This window comes from Gilliamella sp. B3801, from assembly GCF_026536645.1.
In the GTDB taxonomy this organism is placed as follows: domain Bacteria; phylum Pseudomonadota; class Gammaproteobacteria; order Enterobacterales; family Orbaceae; genus Gilliamella; species Gilliamella apicola_I.
On the sequence record NZ_JAFNNR010000010.1, the window covers coordinates 46,725 to 61,861 of the forward strand.

Genomic DNA, 15,137 nt, shown 5'->3' on the forward strand with positions numbered 1-15,137 from the left:
AATACCAGGACTAAACCATGAACCCAATTTTAAAAGTGCGTAATTTGTCAAAGCAATTTAAAATTCCTAAAGGATTTTTGGGGCATCTATACATTGATGCTGTTAAACCGATATCTTTTTCGATCAATGAAGGAAAAACTCTAGCTATTATTGGGCAAAATGGATCGGGTAAATCAACATTAGCTAAAATGTTAGTTGGAATGGTCAAACCGGATAGTGGTGATATTTGGATTGATGGCACAAAAGTCGAATACGGCGATTATAGTTACCGTTGTCAACTTATTCGCATGATTTTTCAACATGTTGAAAGCTCTTTTGATCCAAGACTTCGCATTGGTCAATTGCTTGAAATTCCACTCAAACACAATACACATTACGATGCGTTTGAACGTGAAAAAATGATAAGCGACGTATTAAAGCAAGTTGGGTTACTGCCTGAACATGCTTCTTATTATCCAGCGGTGATGGCATCGGGGCAAAAACAACGGGTCGCCCTAGCGAGAGCATTAATTCTAAAACCTAAAGTTATTATTTTAGACGAAGCGTTAGCCGCATTAGATATCTCGATGCGTTCACAGATTGTTAATTTGATGTTGTCATTACAAGCCGAGCATAACATCTCTTATATTTATGTGACTCAAGATATAGGGATGATGAAGCATATTAGTGATCAAATCTTAGTGATGCACAAAGGCGAACTTGTTGAATACGGGAATACCGCCGAAGTGTTAGCCTCGCCACTTAGTGATATCACGCAAAAACTCGTTAATAGCTATTTTGGCGAAGCGTTAACCGCTGACTCATGGCGCACCGATACACGGGCTTTTTAACTGTTTCCTTACTGTTGTTAATTATCCAATCTAAAAAAGACCAATGCGAATTTAACGTTATTCGTATATAGTAGTATCATGATTTTCTTTGAGATATTGGATTTAGCTAATCAAAATAAAAACCTCGACAAATAATCTAAAACATCTTATATTTAGCTATACAGATTTCTAGACGTCTATTTTAAGTTTTAAAAGATTGTTGATTATTAGGAGTTTTTGCTATGCCTATTTGTATTCCTGATTCATTACCAGCCGTTGATGTACTTCGTAAAGAAAATATTTTTATCATGACATCTTCTCGTGCAAATACACAAGAAATTCGTCCGCTAAAACTGCTCTTTCTTAATCTTATGCCTAAAAAAATAGAGACAGAAAACCAATTTTTACGACTACTTTCTAACTCCTCATTACAAGTCGATATTCAACTATTACGTATTGATCAGCGTGAATCTAAAAATACGCCAGTAGAACATTTAAATAGTTTCTATTGTGATTTTGACGATATACGTGAACAAAATTTTGATGGGCTTATTATCACTGGCGCACCGTTAGGAAAAGTGGCCTTTACGGATGTAGTCTATTGGTCAAAATTAGTTGAAATTATCACATGGGCAAAAGAACATGTCACCTCAACCATGTTTGTGTGTTGGGCAGTACAAGCCGCATTGAATGTACTTTATGATTTACCAAAATTTACACGATCACATAAATTATCTGGGGTTTATCAGCATCAGATTTTACAACCTAATGCCATTTTAACCCGAGGATTCGATGACTCTTTTTTAGCGCCGCATTCACGGTATGCAGATTTTCCGATTGAAAAAATAAAAAATTATACCGATCTTTCAATACTGGCAGATTCAGATATCACTGGGCCTTATTTAATGGCAACAGCAGATAAACGGATGGCATTTGTTACCGGGCATCCTGAATATGACTCATTTACTTTAGCCAATGAATATTTTCGTGATCTTAAAGCTGGCATTCAGCCTACTATCCCAGAAAATTATTTTCCTCATAATAATCCAGACTTAACCCCTAAAGCTACATGGCGTAGTCACGCTTATTTATTGTTCAGCAATTGGCTTAACTATTATGTCTATCAATTAACACCATTTGATTTAACGACGCGTAATTTAACAATTGATGATTAAACCGAACATAAAGAAATTATACCCAGATTAAAAGAGCCAGAAATAAATTCATTATTCTGACTTTTATCGGTTATTGCTTGTGTAACACCATTTGATTAATGATTTATAATTAGAATTTGTTTATTGAGATTAAAAAAATAACGGGTAATTATTTCCAATAAATTGCGTATTTGTTTCCAAAAAAGAAAAAAAAAGCTTGTCGCCTGTCAAAAAATAATCTATCCTAAAAAAATGGTTTTATATAAAAATGCAAAATAAAACCATAAAATGCAAAATGTTAGCTTTAAATCGTCAGTTTAAGCTTATGCATTACGGATTTGGTATATAAGGGATAGAGAACAACAAGCTGTATGAAATGTTATAAATTGATTACTCAAAAAGAGTGGCTGGCACTACAAAAGAAAGCCCCCGAAAGTCTGTTAGCCCAGTATGGGTTTTATGAGTTTCCCAAAACACAGTTACAGGCATCCGGTTATAACACCGTTCGTTACGATTACAGCGCTGCACAAGATGAAGCTATTGCTCATTGCGTTCAACATCCTGAACAATGTCAACAGCTTTACCCTACACTGGAAAACTTGGGGTTATATTATGGCAATAATCACTATGGTCATGATAATGCCAAAGTCACGCAAGCCTTAACAGAAGCCCTGACAACCGGTCGGGCGTTGTTAATTGAAAAACCGCTTACGCTTGATTGTGGATTATTACCGCCTCAAACCAATTTTTTAAGACTACCGAGCAACAAAGCGCCACGTAAATTAACCCCTGCAGAAATACGGGAACGGGAGTTGTTTTTCTTTGATGATGATAACTGGATAGAATTCAGTGTCGAAAACTTACCGAATCAATCTTTTACGTTATTTAATAACAGTAATCAACGAATGATTTATCAGGGTCAACTTGATAGTCGAGGACACGCTTACGTCAATCTTGAGCCGGATATAAAATTAGTGGATGTCATCTTTGACCGCCAAACACAGCACCGAGCCTGGTATCAAGATGTCCCCTTACAGATATTGGGTGGTTTACGAGATGCAGGGCAAAGTACACTCGATTTATTATGGGATAGCACCTTAATTAATCCGGTATCTCCGCTATTTTTTGCTCGAGTGCATGCAGAAATTATCAGTGATAAACCGATTGGTCAGGCGCCCAATCCTATACAAATGCCTGAGGTATCAGCACCACAGACTATCTCTGGTGGGATAACACATGGTGTCAGTCAATTTATTGTCGGGTTTATACCGGCGGTAAGGGCAACCAAATTTATAAAACCCTTGAAAAATGTAGGCTCGTGGGTAAAAGGGATGATAGCAGGCAGTGTCACAGATTTTACGGTATTTAGTCCCCATGAAGAACGCCTGTCAAACTTAGTACAAGAATTTCCCGAACTGGCTAACCCAATAACCGAATATTTACAAGCCAAACCAGACGATAGTTTTGCAGAAGGACGATTAAAAAACAGTTTAGAAGGAATAATAGCCGGCGGCTTAGCCGAACCCTTAACCCGTTCACTACGCTTATTAAAATACGCCCGCATCAAAATAACCGGCACTGAAGTCAGAACCAAGGTACATTATAAAATTGAAACAGTTGAAGTAGAAGGGAATTGGTATAATACTGAAAAAGTAACTGATTTTGTCGTTTCATCATTTAAGGAATTAAGTATTGAAGAAATATCAAACATAAATAAATCATATGGAGGAAGTCATACATTAACAGGTGAAATAGAGACAATACTTGCTAATATGTCATATAGAGAAAATTTTTATGACAAAATTGCTGTAGCTATAAGGGATATTGCAGGGCGACATTTATTTAATGATGGTAACAAACGCACTGCACAAACAGTTGTTGAACAATTAGTAAATAAAAATAATATGAATTTGTCACCTGTACAAATTCGAAAAGTAATAGATGATGTAGCAACCGGAAAATTAAGAGAAATTGAAGATATATCAAGGGCTTTGAAATATGAAAAATAATTTTAAATTAGAGTGTTATTGGAAAAATATTGAAGCGATAGCAGAAGATGGTGCATCCGTTATTATTAAGTTAGATGGTCAACGGAGTAAAGATAATTTCTATTCTGTTGTTTTATCGGGAGGTAAGTTAAAAGATGGTTTTTTCAGAAAAGATGGTGCGGAACTTGATTTATTGCTTGAAGAGTTAATAGCATATTATGATTCTTTATCTAATTATTGAATAATTATGAAAATATTTTTAGATGATATTCGAAAGCCTCCAAATGGATGGATTCAAGTATATTGGCCTGATGAAATGATAAATTTATTAAAAACTGGTTTTGTAGAAGAAATTAGTTTAGATCATGATTTAGGGGATGATAAAAGAGGTACTGGTTATGATGTTCTTTTGTGGATAGAGAATGCTATAGTTATGAAAAACTTTGAACCTCCAAAAATAAAAATTCATTCGGCTAATATTTCAGCTCGAAGAAGAATGGAATTAGCTGTAACGAATATTAATAAATTGCGTAGATAATTTATTAATATTCGTAGGCTTAATAATAAAATGATAAATGAAGATTATAAGTTTTCATTAAATTTATTGAAAACATATATTAGTTATCATAATAATAGTATCTATCAATTAAAATTAGATAGTATAGAGAAGTTAATTGATATTAGGAAAGAAGGTATTTCTGATGATGACTTGAAATACGACTCCAATTTTTTATTTATTGGTCACGAAAAGCTACCAATTTGGACTCCTAACTCCAAAATTTTCTTCGCGCTCATGAATATTTTACGAATGTTTCCATAAAGGGAAAATACATGAACTCAATTAATATTATAAAACCATATAAATATCTTGATATGTGGGTCTTTGATGATGAAAAGGTAGGCTTGTTACAAGAGCCTTTTGTTTCTGGCGCAGATACTTTAATTGATAAAGCCACTGAATCAATCCCAAATGCTGAAAAAGGATTTATTTTAATCTTTTCTAAAGATTACTTCCCTGATACCGATCTTTGTTTAGAATGGCGAAGATCTGATAATGCTGGTAACTGGTATTACTCGAAAGAATTTGATATGGAAGACTGGCTTTGTCCTGCTTTGTTTAAGTATTTTCCTGAAGCCCCCAAAAACTTGTATATCAAAATTAAATCTATCTAGTTAGAAAATCTAATATTACAAATTATCATGAATGTTAATGTCACTAGTGCTTTATAAATCGGCAGAATATAAAAAACCACACAATATTGTATGTGATTATCTAAAGGAGTAGTTGTAATGCTCACTATTAATCTACTTTGAAAAGTGATCATTGACCATACTAAATTCAACCAAATTTTTAGTGGTTGAATTTAGAAGTATTATTAAAAGAAGTGAGCCGATACTTTGGTGGACATGATAAAAGTAAACAAGCCACATGCAGCAGCTGATGCTTTAGCGATAAGATTAAATGGTGTGTCAAGGGTAAGATTTGCTAATGATACAAGAGAGTTTGATGTGATTAGTGATTTATATATAGCTCAAACAACCCCCCCCTAAAGCAATTAAATGAAAGTGTAAGATCTAAAATGAAAGCAACATTTGAAGCAGCTAAAGAAACTAACCGTTCTGTATACTATCATTTTGAGGGTGAACCAGTAAAATCAGTAATAAATAAATTATATGAATATAGTAATCGTTATGATGTAAAAGTCATTATAGATACTAAACTTCTTAACTAAAAAATAAGGTAATAAAATGATCGAATATTATGGGTGGATATCATTAAGAAATTCTACATACGAAAACAATGAAAATGAGATGAATTCAATTCTAAATAAACTTACTTTATTCATATAAGAACATGAATTTGAAAATAGTACAGGATTTATTAAAATTCATAAGGTTAATGATTGTTGTCAGCTTTTGTTTAGTGGGAATACTAATCATTATTCTCAGGATGTAGCAGAAATTTTTGAGTTATATCAATATGTAGCAAAAATTTCTCAAGGCTCATATGGTTTATTGTATGTTAAAAACGATGAATCTTCGGATAAATTTAATGAATTTGAAGTATATGTCTTAGCTAGAGGGAAAATAAAAAAAGAAAAAGATCAGTTTTTGTCTCCATGTATTCCTAAAATAGAAGATGATTAAGGTTACATTAATCAAATAAAAAGTCGTTTAAAACGATTATGGATCGGTGCTTTAGTCAATTGGTCAGTGTACTTAATTCGAAAATAAAAGATAAAAGATCCTTATCTTGCATCATTTTAGGCATAGTTATATTATGGATAGAGTGCTTTATTATTTAAGGAATGAGTTATGTTAAAATCAATTGATCCAACTACCACTTCATCTTGGAAATCCCTTCAAGCAAGTTATCAAAAGCATCAAAATAAAACCATTGCGCAGATTTTAAAAGAAGAGCCAAAACGAGTTGAAAAACTCAGTATTCCGTTTGAGGATGAGTTTTTGGTTGATCTTTCTAAAAATCGTATTACGCAAGAGACTTTAGCAATATTTTATAAGCTTGCTGATGAATGTGATCTTAAAGGTGCAATTTCAGCTATGTATAGTGGTGAAAAAATTAATCGCACCGAAGATCGTGCTGTTTTACATGTTGCTTTACGTAATGTATCGAATACCCCTATTTATGTTGATGGCAAAAATGTGATGGATGATGTCAATGCGGTATTAGCAAAAATGGAATCATTCAGTAATAAAATTATTAGCGGTGAGTGGAAAGGGTATACCGGTAAAGCGATAACTGATGTGGTAAATATCGGAATTGGAGGTTCAGATCTTGGGCCTGTCATGATTACCGAAGCGTTGCGTCCTTATAAAAATCATTTAAACATGCATTTTGTTTCAAATGTTGACGGAACTCATATTGTTGAAGCATTAAAAGGCTTAAATCCTGAAACAACCTTGTTTTTAGTAGCATCAAAAACATTTACTACACAAGAAACCATGACTAATGCACAAACGGCACGTTCTTGGTTACTTGATGCAGCTAAAGATGATAAAGCTGTTGCTTTGCATTTTGTTGCGTTATCCACTAATGCCAAAGAAGTTGAAAAATTTGGTATTGATACGGCAAATATGTTTGAATTTTGGGATTGGGTAGGCGGTCGTTACTCTTCTTGGTCTGCGATTGGTTTATCGATTGTTTTATCCATTGGATTTGATAATTTTAAACAATTTTTGGCTGGTGGCCATGCCATGGATAAACACTTCCAAAATACACCAATTGATAAAAATATTCCTGCATTATTAGCCTTAATTGGGATTTGGTATAATAATTTTTATGGTGCTGAGACTGAAGCCATTTTACCTTATGACCAGTATATGCATCGATTTGCTGCCTATTTTCAACAAGGCAATATGGAATCAAACGGTAAAAGTGTCGATCGTAATGGTCATAAAACAACTTATACTACTGGCCCAATCATTTGGGGTGAACCAGGGACCAATGGTCAACATGCATTTTATCAATTAATTCATCAAGGTACTAAACTTATTCCGTGTGATTTTATTGCGCCAGCAATTAGCCATAATCCAGTTGGTGATCATCATCCTAAATTATTATCTAACTTTTTTGCTCAAACTGAGGCATTAGCATTTGGTAAAACCAAAGAACAAGTTGAACAAGAATTTATGGCTGCTGGAAAAACGCTTGATGAGGTTAAAGCAATTGTTCCGTTTAAAGTGTTTGAAGGAAATAAACCGACTAATTCAATTTTAGTTAAGAAAATTACTCCGTATAGCTTGGGTGCATTAGTTGCGATGTATGAGCATAAAATCTTTACTCAAGGTATTATTCTGAATATATTCAGTTTCGACCAATGGGGTGTTGAGTTAGGTAAGCAATTAGCTGGTCGAATTTTACCCGAATTAGCAAGTGATACGCCAGTAACTTCACATGACGATTCAACAAATAATTTGATTAATCAATATAAAAAGTGGCGTTAAACTGATTTAACTTTAGACAGTTAATGAATTGAGCAGAAAAACCTTCAGTAAAACTGAAGGTTTTTTTATGATTATTTTTTCACGCGCATAACAGGTGTTTTACCTGCTTCTACGGTACCAGAAAGTTTTGTCAGTTCGACAATACTATCCATATTAGAAATGACAACAGGTGTTAACACTGATTTTGCTTTACTTTCAAGTAGTGGTAAATCAAATTCGATAATGGTGTCACCAACTTTTACTTGTTGACCTTCTTCAGCGATACGGGTAAAACCTTCGCCTTTTAATTCAACAGTGTCAATGCCAAAGTGTACAAATAGCTCAATACCTTCATCTGATTCAATAGCAAACGCATGATTAGTTTCAAAAATTTTGCCAATTCTACCGTTTAGTGGTGCAACAATTTTATTACCAGCAGGTTTAATTGCAATACCATCACCAACGACTTTCTCTGCAAAAACGACATCTGGTACATCTTCGATTTTAACGATTTCGCCACTCAGAGGTGCAATAATTTCGATGCTATCATTGCTATCATCAGATTTGATGAATTGCTTCAATTTATCGAATAACCCCATTATTTTCTCCTAACAAATTTGCTTTTCAGCGTTATATTTTTCGATTAAATCCATAATTTCTTTAGAAGTTGCTTTTTCTAGCACATTGTCTGCAAGTTTTTTCGCTTCTTCAAAATGTGTATTACGAATTAATTTTTTGATTTTAGGAATTGATACTGCACTCATGCTAAATTCATCAAGTCCCATACCAAGTAATAAAATCGTTGCTCGTTCATCACCAGCAAGCTCACCACACATACCAGTCCATTTACCTTCTTTGTGCGAAGCATCAATGACTTTCTTAATCAGTGTTAAGACAGATGGTGAAAGTGGATTATAAAGATGTGAAATTAATTCGTTACCACGATCAACCGCTAATGTGTATTGTGTTAAATCATTGGTTCCAATACTGAAGAAATCAACTTCTTTCGCTAAATGATGAGCAATGACAGCAGCCGCAGGCGTTTCAATCATTACACCAACTTCGATATTTTTATCAAACGCTTTACCTTCGGCAGTTAGTTGTTCTTTGAGGATATTAATTTCAGATTTTAAGATACGAATTTCTTCAACCGATATGATCATCGGGAACATGATACGTAATTTACCAAATGCTGATGCGCGTAATATTGCGCGTAACTGTGCATGGAGTATTTCTTTACGATCTAAACAGATACGAATTGCTCGCCAACCTAAGAATGGGTTTTCTTCTTTTGGTAAATGCATGTAAGGTACATCTTTATCGCCACCAATATCCATTGTTCTGACAATAACAGATAAACCATTCGTTGATTCGGCTACTTCTTTGTAAGCTTTGAATTGTTCGTCTTCGTTAGGATAGGCATCACGATCCATAAATAAAAATTCAGTACGATAAAGACCAACACCTTCATAACCGTTGCGATCCGCACCAGCGATATCACGCACCGTACCAATATTCGCACAAATTTCAACTTGGTGACCATCAAGCGTGACGGCAGGTAAGTCTTTTAATTTTGCTAACTCTTCTTTGTCGGCAATATATTTTGCTTGAACTTGTTTGAGTTTTTCTTGGGTAGTATGATCAGGATTGATATAAATGGCGTTATTTATAGCATCAAGTATAACAAAATCACCTTGTTTAATTGTTTGTGTTGCATTTGATGTACCAACAATTGCCGGAATTTCTAATGAACGAGCCATAATTGAAGTATGGGATGTACGTCCACCTGCATCAGTAATAAAACCAAGTACCATATCTAGATTTAGTTGTGCAGTTTCAGATGGAGTAAGATCTGTTGCAACTAAAATACAAGGTTGACTAATAGCACTTAAATCGACAATTTCAATCCCTAATATATTTTTGAGTAAACGTTTGCCAATATCACGAATATCAGCAGCACGCTCTTTTAAGTATTCATCGTCTAAGTTTTCAAGCTCTTTAGCTTGAGTTTCAAATACTGATTGGACAGCGGCATCAGCGGTTGAATGCTTGCTTTGTATACGAGAAATAACTTCTTGCTCCAAATCCTCATCTTCTAAAAGCATAATATGCCCTTCAAAGATAGCAGCTTTATCTTCGCCTAATGTGGATTTTGCTCGTTCCATTATCGCATTTAATTGCTCGCTGGATTTTTGACGAGCATCTTTAAAACGCGCAATTTCAGCATCAATTTTGTTATCTGGAATTGCCCTATTATTAACAACAATAGGTTCTTCTTTTAATAATAGCGCTTTTGCAAAAGCGATACCGGGGGAAACAAGTATACCTGATACCATAACATTTAATCCTTATTCAATTTTAAATCTGTTCTTTATCGCATTTTGGAGCTAATTATTCCAATTCAGGAATTAATTTAACTAGATGATTTACCGCTTCTTTTTCATCTTCGCCTTCTGCTGAAATGGTGATGGTGGTACCTTGTGTTAGACCAAGTGTTTGTAGTTTGAATAGACTTTTAGCACTAGCACTTTTACCATTGGATGTGACGGTAATTTCAGCATTAAAGTTTTTTGCTTCTTTTACAAATTGTGCAGCAGGGCGGGTATGGAGACCATTTGGTGCGGTAATGGTTACATCTTGTTTATACATAATAATTCTACTCCTAAAAATATTTTCATTTACGCGACCAATATAAATAAAAACCGCCTTAATGGCTAGTAACATTTAATCGATCTTTGGAAATTTAGTTAATCTTATTCAAATCAAAATATAGTTGTTATATCCATATTTCTCAATAACGGTAAATTCGAGTGATTCTATCACTACATTTTTTAAATTCTACTTCTCCATGTATACCACGCTTTATATTTTCAAAAACAATTTCTTCACTTCCATCAAGTTGTGACTCTTTTATTTCTTTACTGCAAAATGTTTCAAATCGTTGAAGTTCTTCTTCACCATTACCTAATTGGTAATTATGAGGTAAATCGTGACTTGTTATGAATGTTTGGGTTTTGTTCTGCACGTCAAGGATGATAGTGCCTTTGTTAGATAACCATGAACTACAAGCAGTTAATGATATAGCAAACGCCAGAAGGAGAAGGGAAAATTTCATCACAAATCTTACAATATTCAAAATAATTCCTTTATAAAGCTTAGTAACCTGTTTATTATTTATAGCTAGTTGTGGATTATATACTAATAATTAATGAAAGTGCAGAGTGCTTTTTATTGATATGACAAAATCAGGGTGACATTAATGACCAAAACTGTAAATTATGATGAACTTAATCATGAATTAAACTTAAATAAAATGGGTATTACTGCTGCTGAATTACATGGTTTTATTTCGGGTATTTTAGCCGGAGGCAATCATGATGAAAGTTGGCGCCCTTTAGTTGAAGATATGCTCAATAATGGGCAAAAAATACCAGAATCTTTAAATAAGAAAATGGTGGAACTTTATTGTATTACCAAGCAACAATTTTTGGATGATGATTTTGAATTTCAATTGCTACTTAACGAACATGATCTTTTTTCACAAATAGATGATTTAGTCGGTTGGGTTAACCATTTTTTATTAGGGATTGGATTAGTTCAACCAAAATTAAATCGTATTCAAGGTGATGTAGGTGAAGCAATTTATGATTTAAGGCAAATTGTGAAGCTAGGTTACGATGAAAACGAAGATCAGCAAGAGTTAGGCTTTGCATTTGAAGAGATCAAAGAGTATGTTCGCATGACTTCGATTCTCTGTTTTGATGAATTTAATGAGGCTGATATCGCACCAACCATTCATTAATATTAACTTGTTTTTAAAAGGTTATCACTATGCTAAATATCGATACCAAAAAAGAGCTTTTTTCTCGTCGAGAAAAGCTTCTTTCGCAGATGCAACCTAACAGCGTCGCACTTTTTTTTGCCTCACCCGAAGTCGTCAGAAGCAATGACACGCATTATCCTTATCGGCAAAATAGTGATTTTTGGTATTTTACCTGTTTTGATGAACCCGAAGCCGTATTAGTGATGATTAAACAACAAGATAATCATGTTCGATATGTGCTGTTTAATCGTAAAAAAGACCCTCTGGCTGAAACATGGACAGGCTATCGTTTAGGGCAGCAAGCTGCGTTAGAAACCCTTGGCGTTGATGAAGCGCATCCTTTTGATAAAATTGATACTATTTTGCCTGAGTTGTTGAATGGTAAACAGGCAATTTATCATGCTGATTTGCAATATGATTATGCTGACACGATTGTCAAAAAAGCCCTTACGATTTTAAAACAAGGTGCAAGATTTAAGCTTTCAGCACCCAGTAGTGTGATTGATTGGCGTCCTATTGTGCATGAAATGCGGATGTTTAAATCTAATTTTGAAATAGACCTTTTACGTCAAGCGTGTAAAATTAGTGCCCAAGCCCACTGTCGAGCCATGCGTAGCTGTAAACCTTCGATGTATGAATATCAGTTAGAGGCAGAAATTTTACATGAATTTGCCTGGCATGGTGCGCGTTCTCCTTCCTATAATACAATTGTAGGAGCCGGAAACAATGGTTGTATATTGCATTATGAAAATAACAGTGCGCTTTTAAACGAGGGTGATTTAGTGTTAATCGATGCCGGCTGTGAATATCAATATTATGCAGGGGATATAACACGGACTTTTCCTGTTAATGGTCAATTTAGCCAAGCGCAACGGGATATTTATCACATTGTTTTAGCTGCTCAATATCAAGCAATTGATCTGTTTAAACCCGGAACATCGATTATGGAAGTAAATGATCATGTTGTTAAAACAATGGTGACGGGCTTAGTTAAATTAGGCATTATGCAAGGGGATGTCGATTCGCTCATTGCTGATAAAGCTTATACCGCATTTTATATGCATGGTTTAGGGCATTGGCTCGGCATTGATGTACATGATGTCGGTAGTGGAAGGGATCGTATTTTAGAGCCGGGTATGGTGTTGACTGTTGAGCCGGGGCTTTACATCAATCACGATGCAGATGTGCCGGAGTGTTATAAAGGTATTGGTATTCGTATAGAAGATAATATTTTAATCACAACATCGGGTAATGAAGTATTGACCAGTGATGTGCCAAAAGAACCAGAGCAAATCGAAAAATTGATGTTATCGGATCAATAATCTTATCGCTAAAGCAATAATCTTCAAACTGTGATTATTGCTTTTGTTTTGATTATAGATAATAAAATCGTATTTTATTATTTTAAGAAACTGTTCAGACGATTAATTATCTAATCTGATTGATTTATCCCGATTAAAAATTATTTTTATTTTTAAATCTTTTGCTATTTTACCTTCGTATTTCCACGTTTTCATCGCTGTGATAACTGAACGATTAAAAATATTGTTCGGTTTGGTTTCGATAATTCGAATATTTTCGACCCGCCCATTACTATTGATATCAAAGAGTACAACGACATAGCCTTCTATGCGCATATCAAGTGCCCGACGAGGATATTCTGGCTGATTACGACTAATTGGCGAGGGATTACCCGAATGTTGACGGCTATCAGAAATGGAAGATGCGACGGCTGTTTTGGCAAAGTTATCCGTGATCACTTCTTGTCTGACTTGCTGACGAGACTCTTTTTGAATCGGTTTGGATTCCGTTCTTGGTTTGGGTTTTGGCTTCGGTTTCGGTTTTTGCTCGATGACAATGTTATTTTCGGGCATGACTTCCGGTTTTTTTTCAACGATAGGTTCCGGTTTTTCTTCATTAGTCATTTGGGTTTCAATAACTGGCTCAACTATCGGTTCTGGTATTGGTTTATTATCGATAATGTCACTTTCTTTTACCCCTTTGATATCAGGTGTATTTTCAACTAATGATTGTTCAGGCGCTGCCATTTGCGATATATCAATCATGATCGCTTTAATTGAGTTGTCACCTTCATCAACGATGATATTTTTGGCAAAAAGCATAGGGCTGAACAGCAACGCCAGTAAAAATAGATGTGACACAATCGAAAGTGACGTGAATAAATAAACACTCTTGGGTTTGATATGTGTTGGCGATTGAGGCGCTTTTTCGTTGCTAATGTCTATATCAAAATTGATTTTCATAACAATTATCATGTTTAACTTAGGGTAATCATTCTAAATGAAAATGCTTATCATTTGTAGTCTTTTTTAAAATATGCTAATCCAACACCTTGTTGCTCGGCAATATTTATCAGATAATAGCAATTAAATATCTATTTTTTTAGTGGTTTGGGTGATGAATAATCCTTCAATGAGTCAAATACTCGATCTTGTAAAAGATGACTTAGTTAAAGTTAATGAGGCAATTCAGGCGGAGCTTAGTTCGGATGTTGTGCTTATTAATCAATTAGGTAATTATATTATTAGTAGTGGCGGTAAGCGTATTCGCCCTATTATTGCGTTGTTAGTTGCCAAAGCACTTAATTATCAAGGTGACAAGCACATCGTTGCCGCTGCGTTCATTGAATTTATTCATACTGCTACATTATTACATGACGATGTCGTTGATGAGTCCGATCTCAGGCGTGGAAAGTCAACCGCGAATGCATTATTTGGTAATGCAGCCAGTGTTTTAGTTGGTGATTATATTTATACGCGTTCTTTCCAAATGATGGTACGGACTGAATCTTTCAAAGTTTTAACTATTATGTCGGCAGCAACAAATGTGATTGCTGAAGGTGAAGTGCAACAATTAATCAATTGTAATGATCCCGATATTACTAAAGAACAATATTTAGAAGTCATTTATCGTAAAACCGCTCGTTTGTTTGAAGCAACTTCTCATTCGGCAGCGGTATTAGCTGGCGCCAATGCAGAACAAGAATTTGCCTTACAAGAATATGGAAAATATTTAGGTACGGCCTTCCAAATTATTGATGATTTATTAGATTATAGTGCTGATAGTAATCAAACCTTAGGTAAGAATTTGGGTGATGATCTTAATGAAGGCAAACCAACTTTACCATTGTTACATGCGATGCGTCATTGTCAAAATGCTGAGGAAGCCAAGTTGATTCGTCAAGCCATCGAGCAAGGAAACGGGCGACATTTGTTGGATCGTATTTTGCAGATCATGAATGAGTGTGGTTCACTTGAATATACTTTACAAATAGCACAGCAAGAAGCCCAAAAGGCTTTTGATGTGATTGCTATCCTGCCAGACTCTCCCTATAAAAAAGCATTGCAAGATCTCGCATTGCTCTCAGTAAAAAGAGAAAATTGACAGGAGTTAAATC

Annotated in this window: 17 protein-coding genes and 1 pseudogene; 13 read left to right on the forward strand and 5 right to left on the reverse strand. The window is 34.7% G+C overall.

What is annotated here, in order from left to right; genetic code table 11:
- Positions 1-17 precede the first annotated feature (17 nt).
- From J3U14_RS09435 to pgi, 10 genes and pseudogenes are all read left to right on the forward strand, one after another.
- Positions 18-830: an ATP-binding cassette domain-containing protein gene (locus J3U14_RS09435; RefSeq protein WP_220216008.1), complete on the forward strand. Its 813-nt coding sequence runs from the start codon at positions 18-20 to the stop codon at positions 828-830.
- Between the two features lie 221 nt (positions 831-1,051).
- Entirely contained in the window at positions 1,052-1,984 is a 933-nt protein-coding gene (gene metA / locus J3U14_RS09440) for a homoserine O-acetyltransferase MetA (RefSeq protein ID WP_220216007.1), read from the forward strand.
- A gap of 350 nt (positions 1,985-2,334) precedes the next feature.
- Positions 2,335-3,972: a hypothetical protein gene (locus J3U14_RS09445; protein ID WP_267369642.1), complete on the forward strand. Its 1,638-nt coding sequence runs from the start codon at positions 2,335-2,337 to the stop codon at positions 3,970-3,972.
- The gene (locus J3U14_RS09450) at positions 3,962-4,192 is read left to right on the forward strand and encodes a hypothetical protein (RefSeq protein ID WP_267352117.1); all 231 of its coding nucleotides are present in this window, start codon (positions 3,962-3,964) and stop codon (positions 4,190-4,192) included. Before J3U14_RS09445 ends, J3U14_RS09450 begins: the two co-directional genes overlap by 11 nt.
- A 6-nt stretch (positions 4,193-4,198) precedes the next feature.
- On the forward strand, positions 4,199-4,489 hold the full coding sequence (locus tag J3U14_RS09455; protein ID WP_267352119.1) for a cyclic-phosphate processing receiver domain-containing protein: 291 nt from the start codon (positions 4,199-4,201) through the stop codon (positions 4,487-4,489).
- A gap of 293 nt (positions 4,490-4,782) precedes the next feature.
- The gene (locus J3U14_RS09460) at positions 4,783-5,124 is read left to right on the forward strand and encodes a DUF6717 family protein (RefSeq protein ID WP_267352121.1); all 342 of its coding nucleotides are present in this window, start codon (positions 4,783-4,785) and stop codon (positions 5,122-5,124) included.
- 234 nt (positions 5,125-5,358) lie between these two features.
- Positions 5,359-5,502: a restriction endonuclease fold toxin gene (locus tag J3U14_RS11740; protein ID WP_416380166.1), complete on the forward strand. Its 144-nt coding sequence runs from the start codon at positions 5,359-5,361 to the stop codon at positions 5,500-5,502.
- A 29-nt stretch (positions 5,503-5,531) separates the two neighbouring features.
- A complete protein-coding gene (locus J3U14_RS09465; RefSeq protein ID WP_416380167.1) occupies positions 5,532-5,684 on the forward strand; it encodes a hypothetical protein in 153 nt (50 codons plus the stop codon).
- 136 nt (positions 5,685-5,820) lie between these two features.
- Positions 5,821-6,099 (forward strand): annotated as a pseudogene (locus tag J3U14_RS09470) (Imm7 family immunity protein); the annotation flags it as partial.
- Positions 6,100-6,267: 168 nt separating this feature from the next.
- Entirely contained in the window at positions 6,268-7,917 is a 1,650-nt protein-coding gene (gene pgi, locus J3U14_RS09475) for a glucose-6-phosphate isomerase (protein WP_267352122.1), read from the forward strand.
- Positions 7,918-7,988: 71 nt separating this feature from the next.
- Here pgi and crr read toward each other — a convergent pair whose 3' ends face one another.
- The 4 genes from crr to J3U14_RS09495 form a co-directional block, all read right to left on the reverse strand.
- Positions 7,989-8,495 (reverse strand): PTS glucose transporter subunit IIA, encoded by a 507-nt coding sequence (crr, locus tag J3U14_RS09480; protein WP_267352124.1) that lies wholly within the window; start codon positions 8,493-8,495, stop codon positions 7,989-7,991.
- Between the two features lie 9 nt (positions 8,496-8,504).
- Positions 8,505-10,232, reverse strand: coding sequence for a phosphoenolpyruvate-protein phosphotransferase PtsI (gene ptsI, locus J3U14_RS09485; protein ID WP_065559774.1), 1,728 nt, complete (start codon positions 10,230-10,232; stop codon positions 8,505-8,507).
- Between the two features lie 55 nt (positions 10,233-10,287).
- Positions 10,288-10,545, reverse strand: coding sequence for a phosphocarrier protein Hpr (gene ptsH, locus J3U14_RS09490; RefSeq protein WP_065559773.1), 258 nt, complete (start codon positions 10,543-10,545; stop codon positions 10,288-10,290).
- 142 nt (positions 10,546-10,687) lie between these two features.
- A complete protein-coding gene (locus J3U14_RS09495) occupies positions 10,688-11,032 on the reverse strand; it encodes a hypothetical protein (protein WP_267352127.1) in 345 nt (114 codons plus the stop codon).
- Between the two features lie 123 nt (positions 11,033-11,155).
- Here J3U14_RS09495 and J3U14_RS09500 point away from each other — a divergent pair, with 123 nt between their 5' ends.
- Positions 11,156-11,698 carry a UPF0149 family protein gene (locus J3U14_RS09500; protein ID WP_267352129.1) on the forward strand — a complete coding sequence of 181 codons (543 nt, stop codon included), beginning with the start codon at positions 11,156-11,158 and terminating at the stop codon, positions 11,696-11,698.
- A gap of 29 nt (positions 11,699-11,727) precedes the next feature.
- Positions 11,728-13,041: a Xaa-Pro aminopeptidase gene (gene pepP, locus J3U14_RS09505; RefSeq protein ID WP_267352131.1), complete on the forward strand. Its 1,314-nt coding sequence runs from the start codon at positions 11,728-11,730 to the stop codon at positions 13,039-13,041.
- Between the two features lie 102 nt (positions 13,042-13,143).
- Here pepP and J3U14_RS09510 read toward each other — a convergent pair whose 3' ends face one another.
- The gene (locus J3U14_RS09510; protein WP_267352132.1) at positions 13,144-13,983 is read right to left on the reverse strand and encodes a TonB family protein; all 840 of its coding nucleotides are present in this window, start codon (positions 13,981-13,983) and stop codon (positions 13,144-13,146) included.
- 154 nt (positions 13,984-14,137) lie between these two features.
- Here J3U14_RS09510 and ispB point away from each other — a divergent pair, with 154 nt between their 5' ends.
- A complete protein-coding gene (ispB, locus tag J3U14_RS09515; protein ID WP_267352134.1) occupies positions 14,138-15,124 on the forward strand; it encodes an octaprenyl diphosphate synthase in 987 nt (328 codons plus the stop codon).
- Positions 15,125-15,137 lie beyond the last annotated feature (13 nt).

Bases quoted from the DNA above. Each gene is read 5' to 3' on its own strand.
- ispB (WP_267352134.1), top strand. From the start codon at position 14,138: ATGAATAATCCTTCAATGAGTCAAATACTCGATCTTGTAAAAGATGAC.
- J3U14_RS09435 (WP_220216008.1), top strand. From the start codon at position 18: ATGAACCCAATTTTAAAAGTGCGTAATTTGTCAAAGCAATTTAAAATT.
- crr (WP_267352124.1), bottom strand. From the start codon at position 8,495: ATGGGGTTATTCGATAAATTGAAGCAATTCATCAAATCTGATGATAGC.
- ptsH (WP_065559773.1), bottom strand. From the start codon at position 10,545: ATGTATAAACAAGATGTAACCATTACCGCACCAAATGGTCTCCATACC.
- J3U14_RS09450 (WP_267352117.1), top strand. From the start codon at position 3,962: ATGAAAAATAATTTTAAATTAGAGTGTTATTGGAAAAATATTGAAGCG.
- metA (WP_220216007.1), top strand. From the start codon at position 1,052: ATGCCTATTTGTATTCCTGATTCATTACCAGCCGTTGATGTACTTCGT.
- J3U14_RS09465 (WP_416380167.1), top strand. From the start codon at position 5,532: ATGAAAGCAACATTTGAAGCAGCTAAAGAAACTAACCGTTCTGTATAC.
- J3U14_RS09455 (WP_267352119.1), top strand. From the start codon at position 4,199: ATGAAAATATTTTTAGATGATATTCGAAAGCCTCCAAATGGATGGATT.
- J3U14_RS09460 (WP_267352121.1), top strand. From the start codon at position 4,783: ATGAACTCAATTAATATTATAAAACCATATAAATATCTTGATATGTGG.
- pepP (WP_267352131.1), top strand. From the start codon at position 11,728: ATGCTAAATATCGATACCAAAAAAGAGCTTTTTTCTCGTCGAGAAAAG.
- J3U14_RS09510 (WP_267352132.1), bottom strand. From the start codon at position 13,983: ATGAAAATCAATTTTGATATAGACATTAGCAACGAAAAAGCGCCTCAA.
- J3U14_RS09500 (WP_267352129.1), top strand. From the start codon at position 11,156: ATGACCAAAACTGTAAATTATGATGAACTTAATCATGAATTAAACTTA.
- J3U14_RS09445 (WP_267369642.1), top strand. From the start codon at position 2,335: ATGAAATGTTATAAATTGATTACTCAAAAAGAGTGGCTGGCACTACAA.
- J3U14_RS11740 (WP_416380166.1), top strand. From the start codon at position 5,359: ATGATAAAAGTAAACAAGCCACATGCAGCAGCTGATGCTTTAGCGATA.
- ptsI (WP_065559774.1), bottom strand. From the start codon at position 10,232: ATGGTATCAGGTATACTTGTTTCCCCCGGTATCGCTTTTGCAAAAGCG.
- pgi (WP_267352122.1), top strand. From the start codon at position 6,268: ATGTTAAAATCAATTGATCCAACTACCACTTCATCTTGGAAATCCCTT.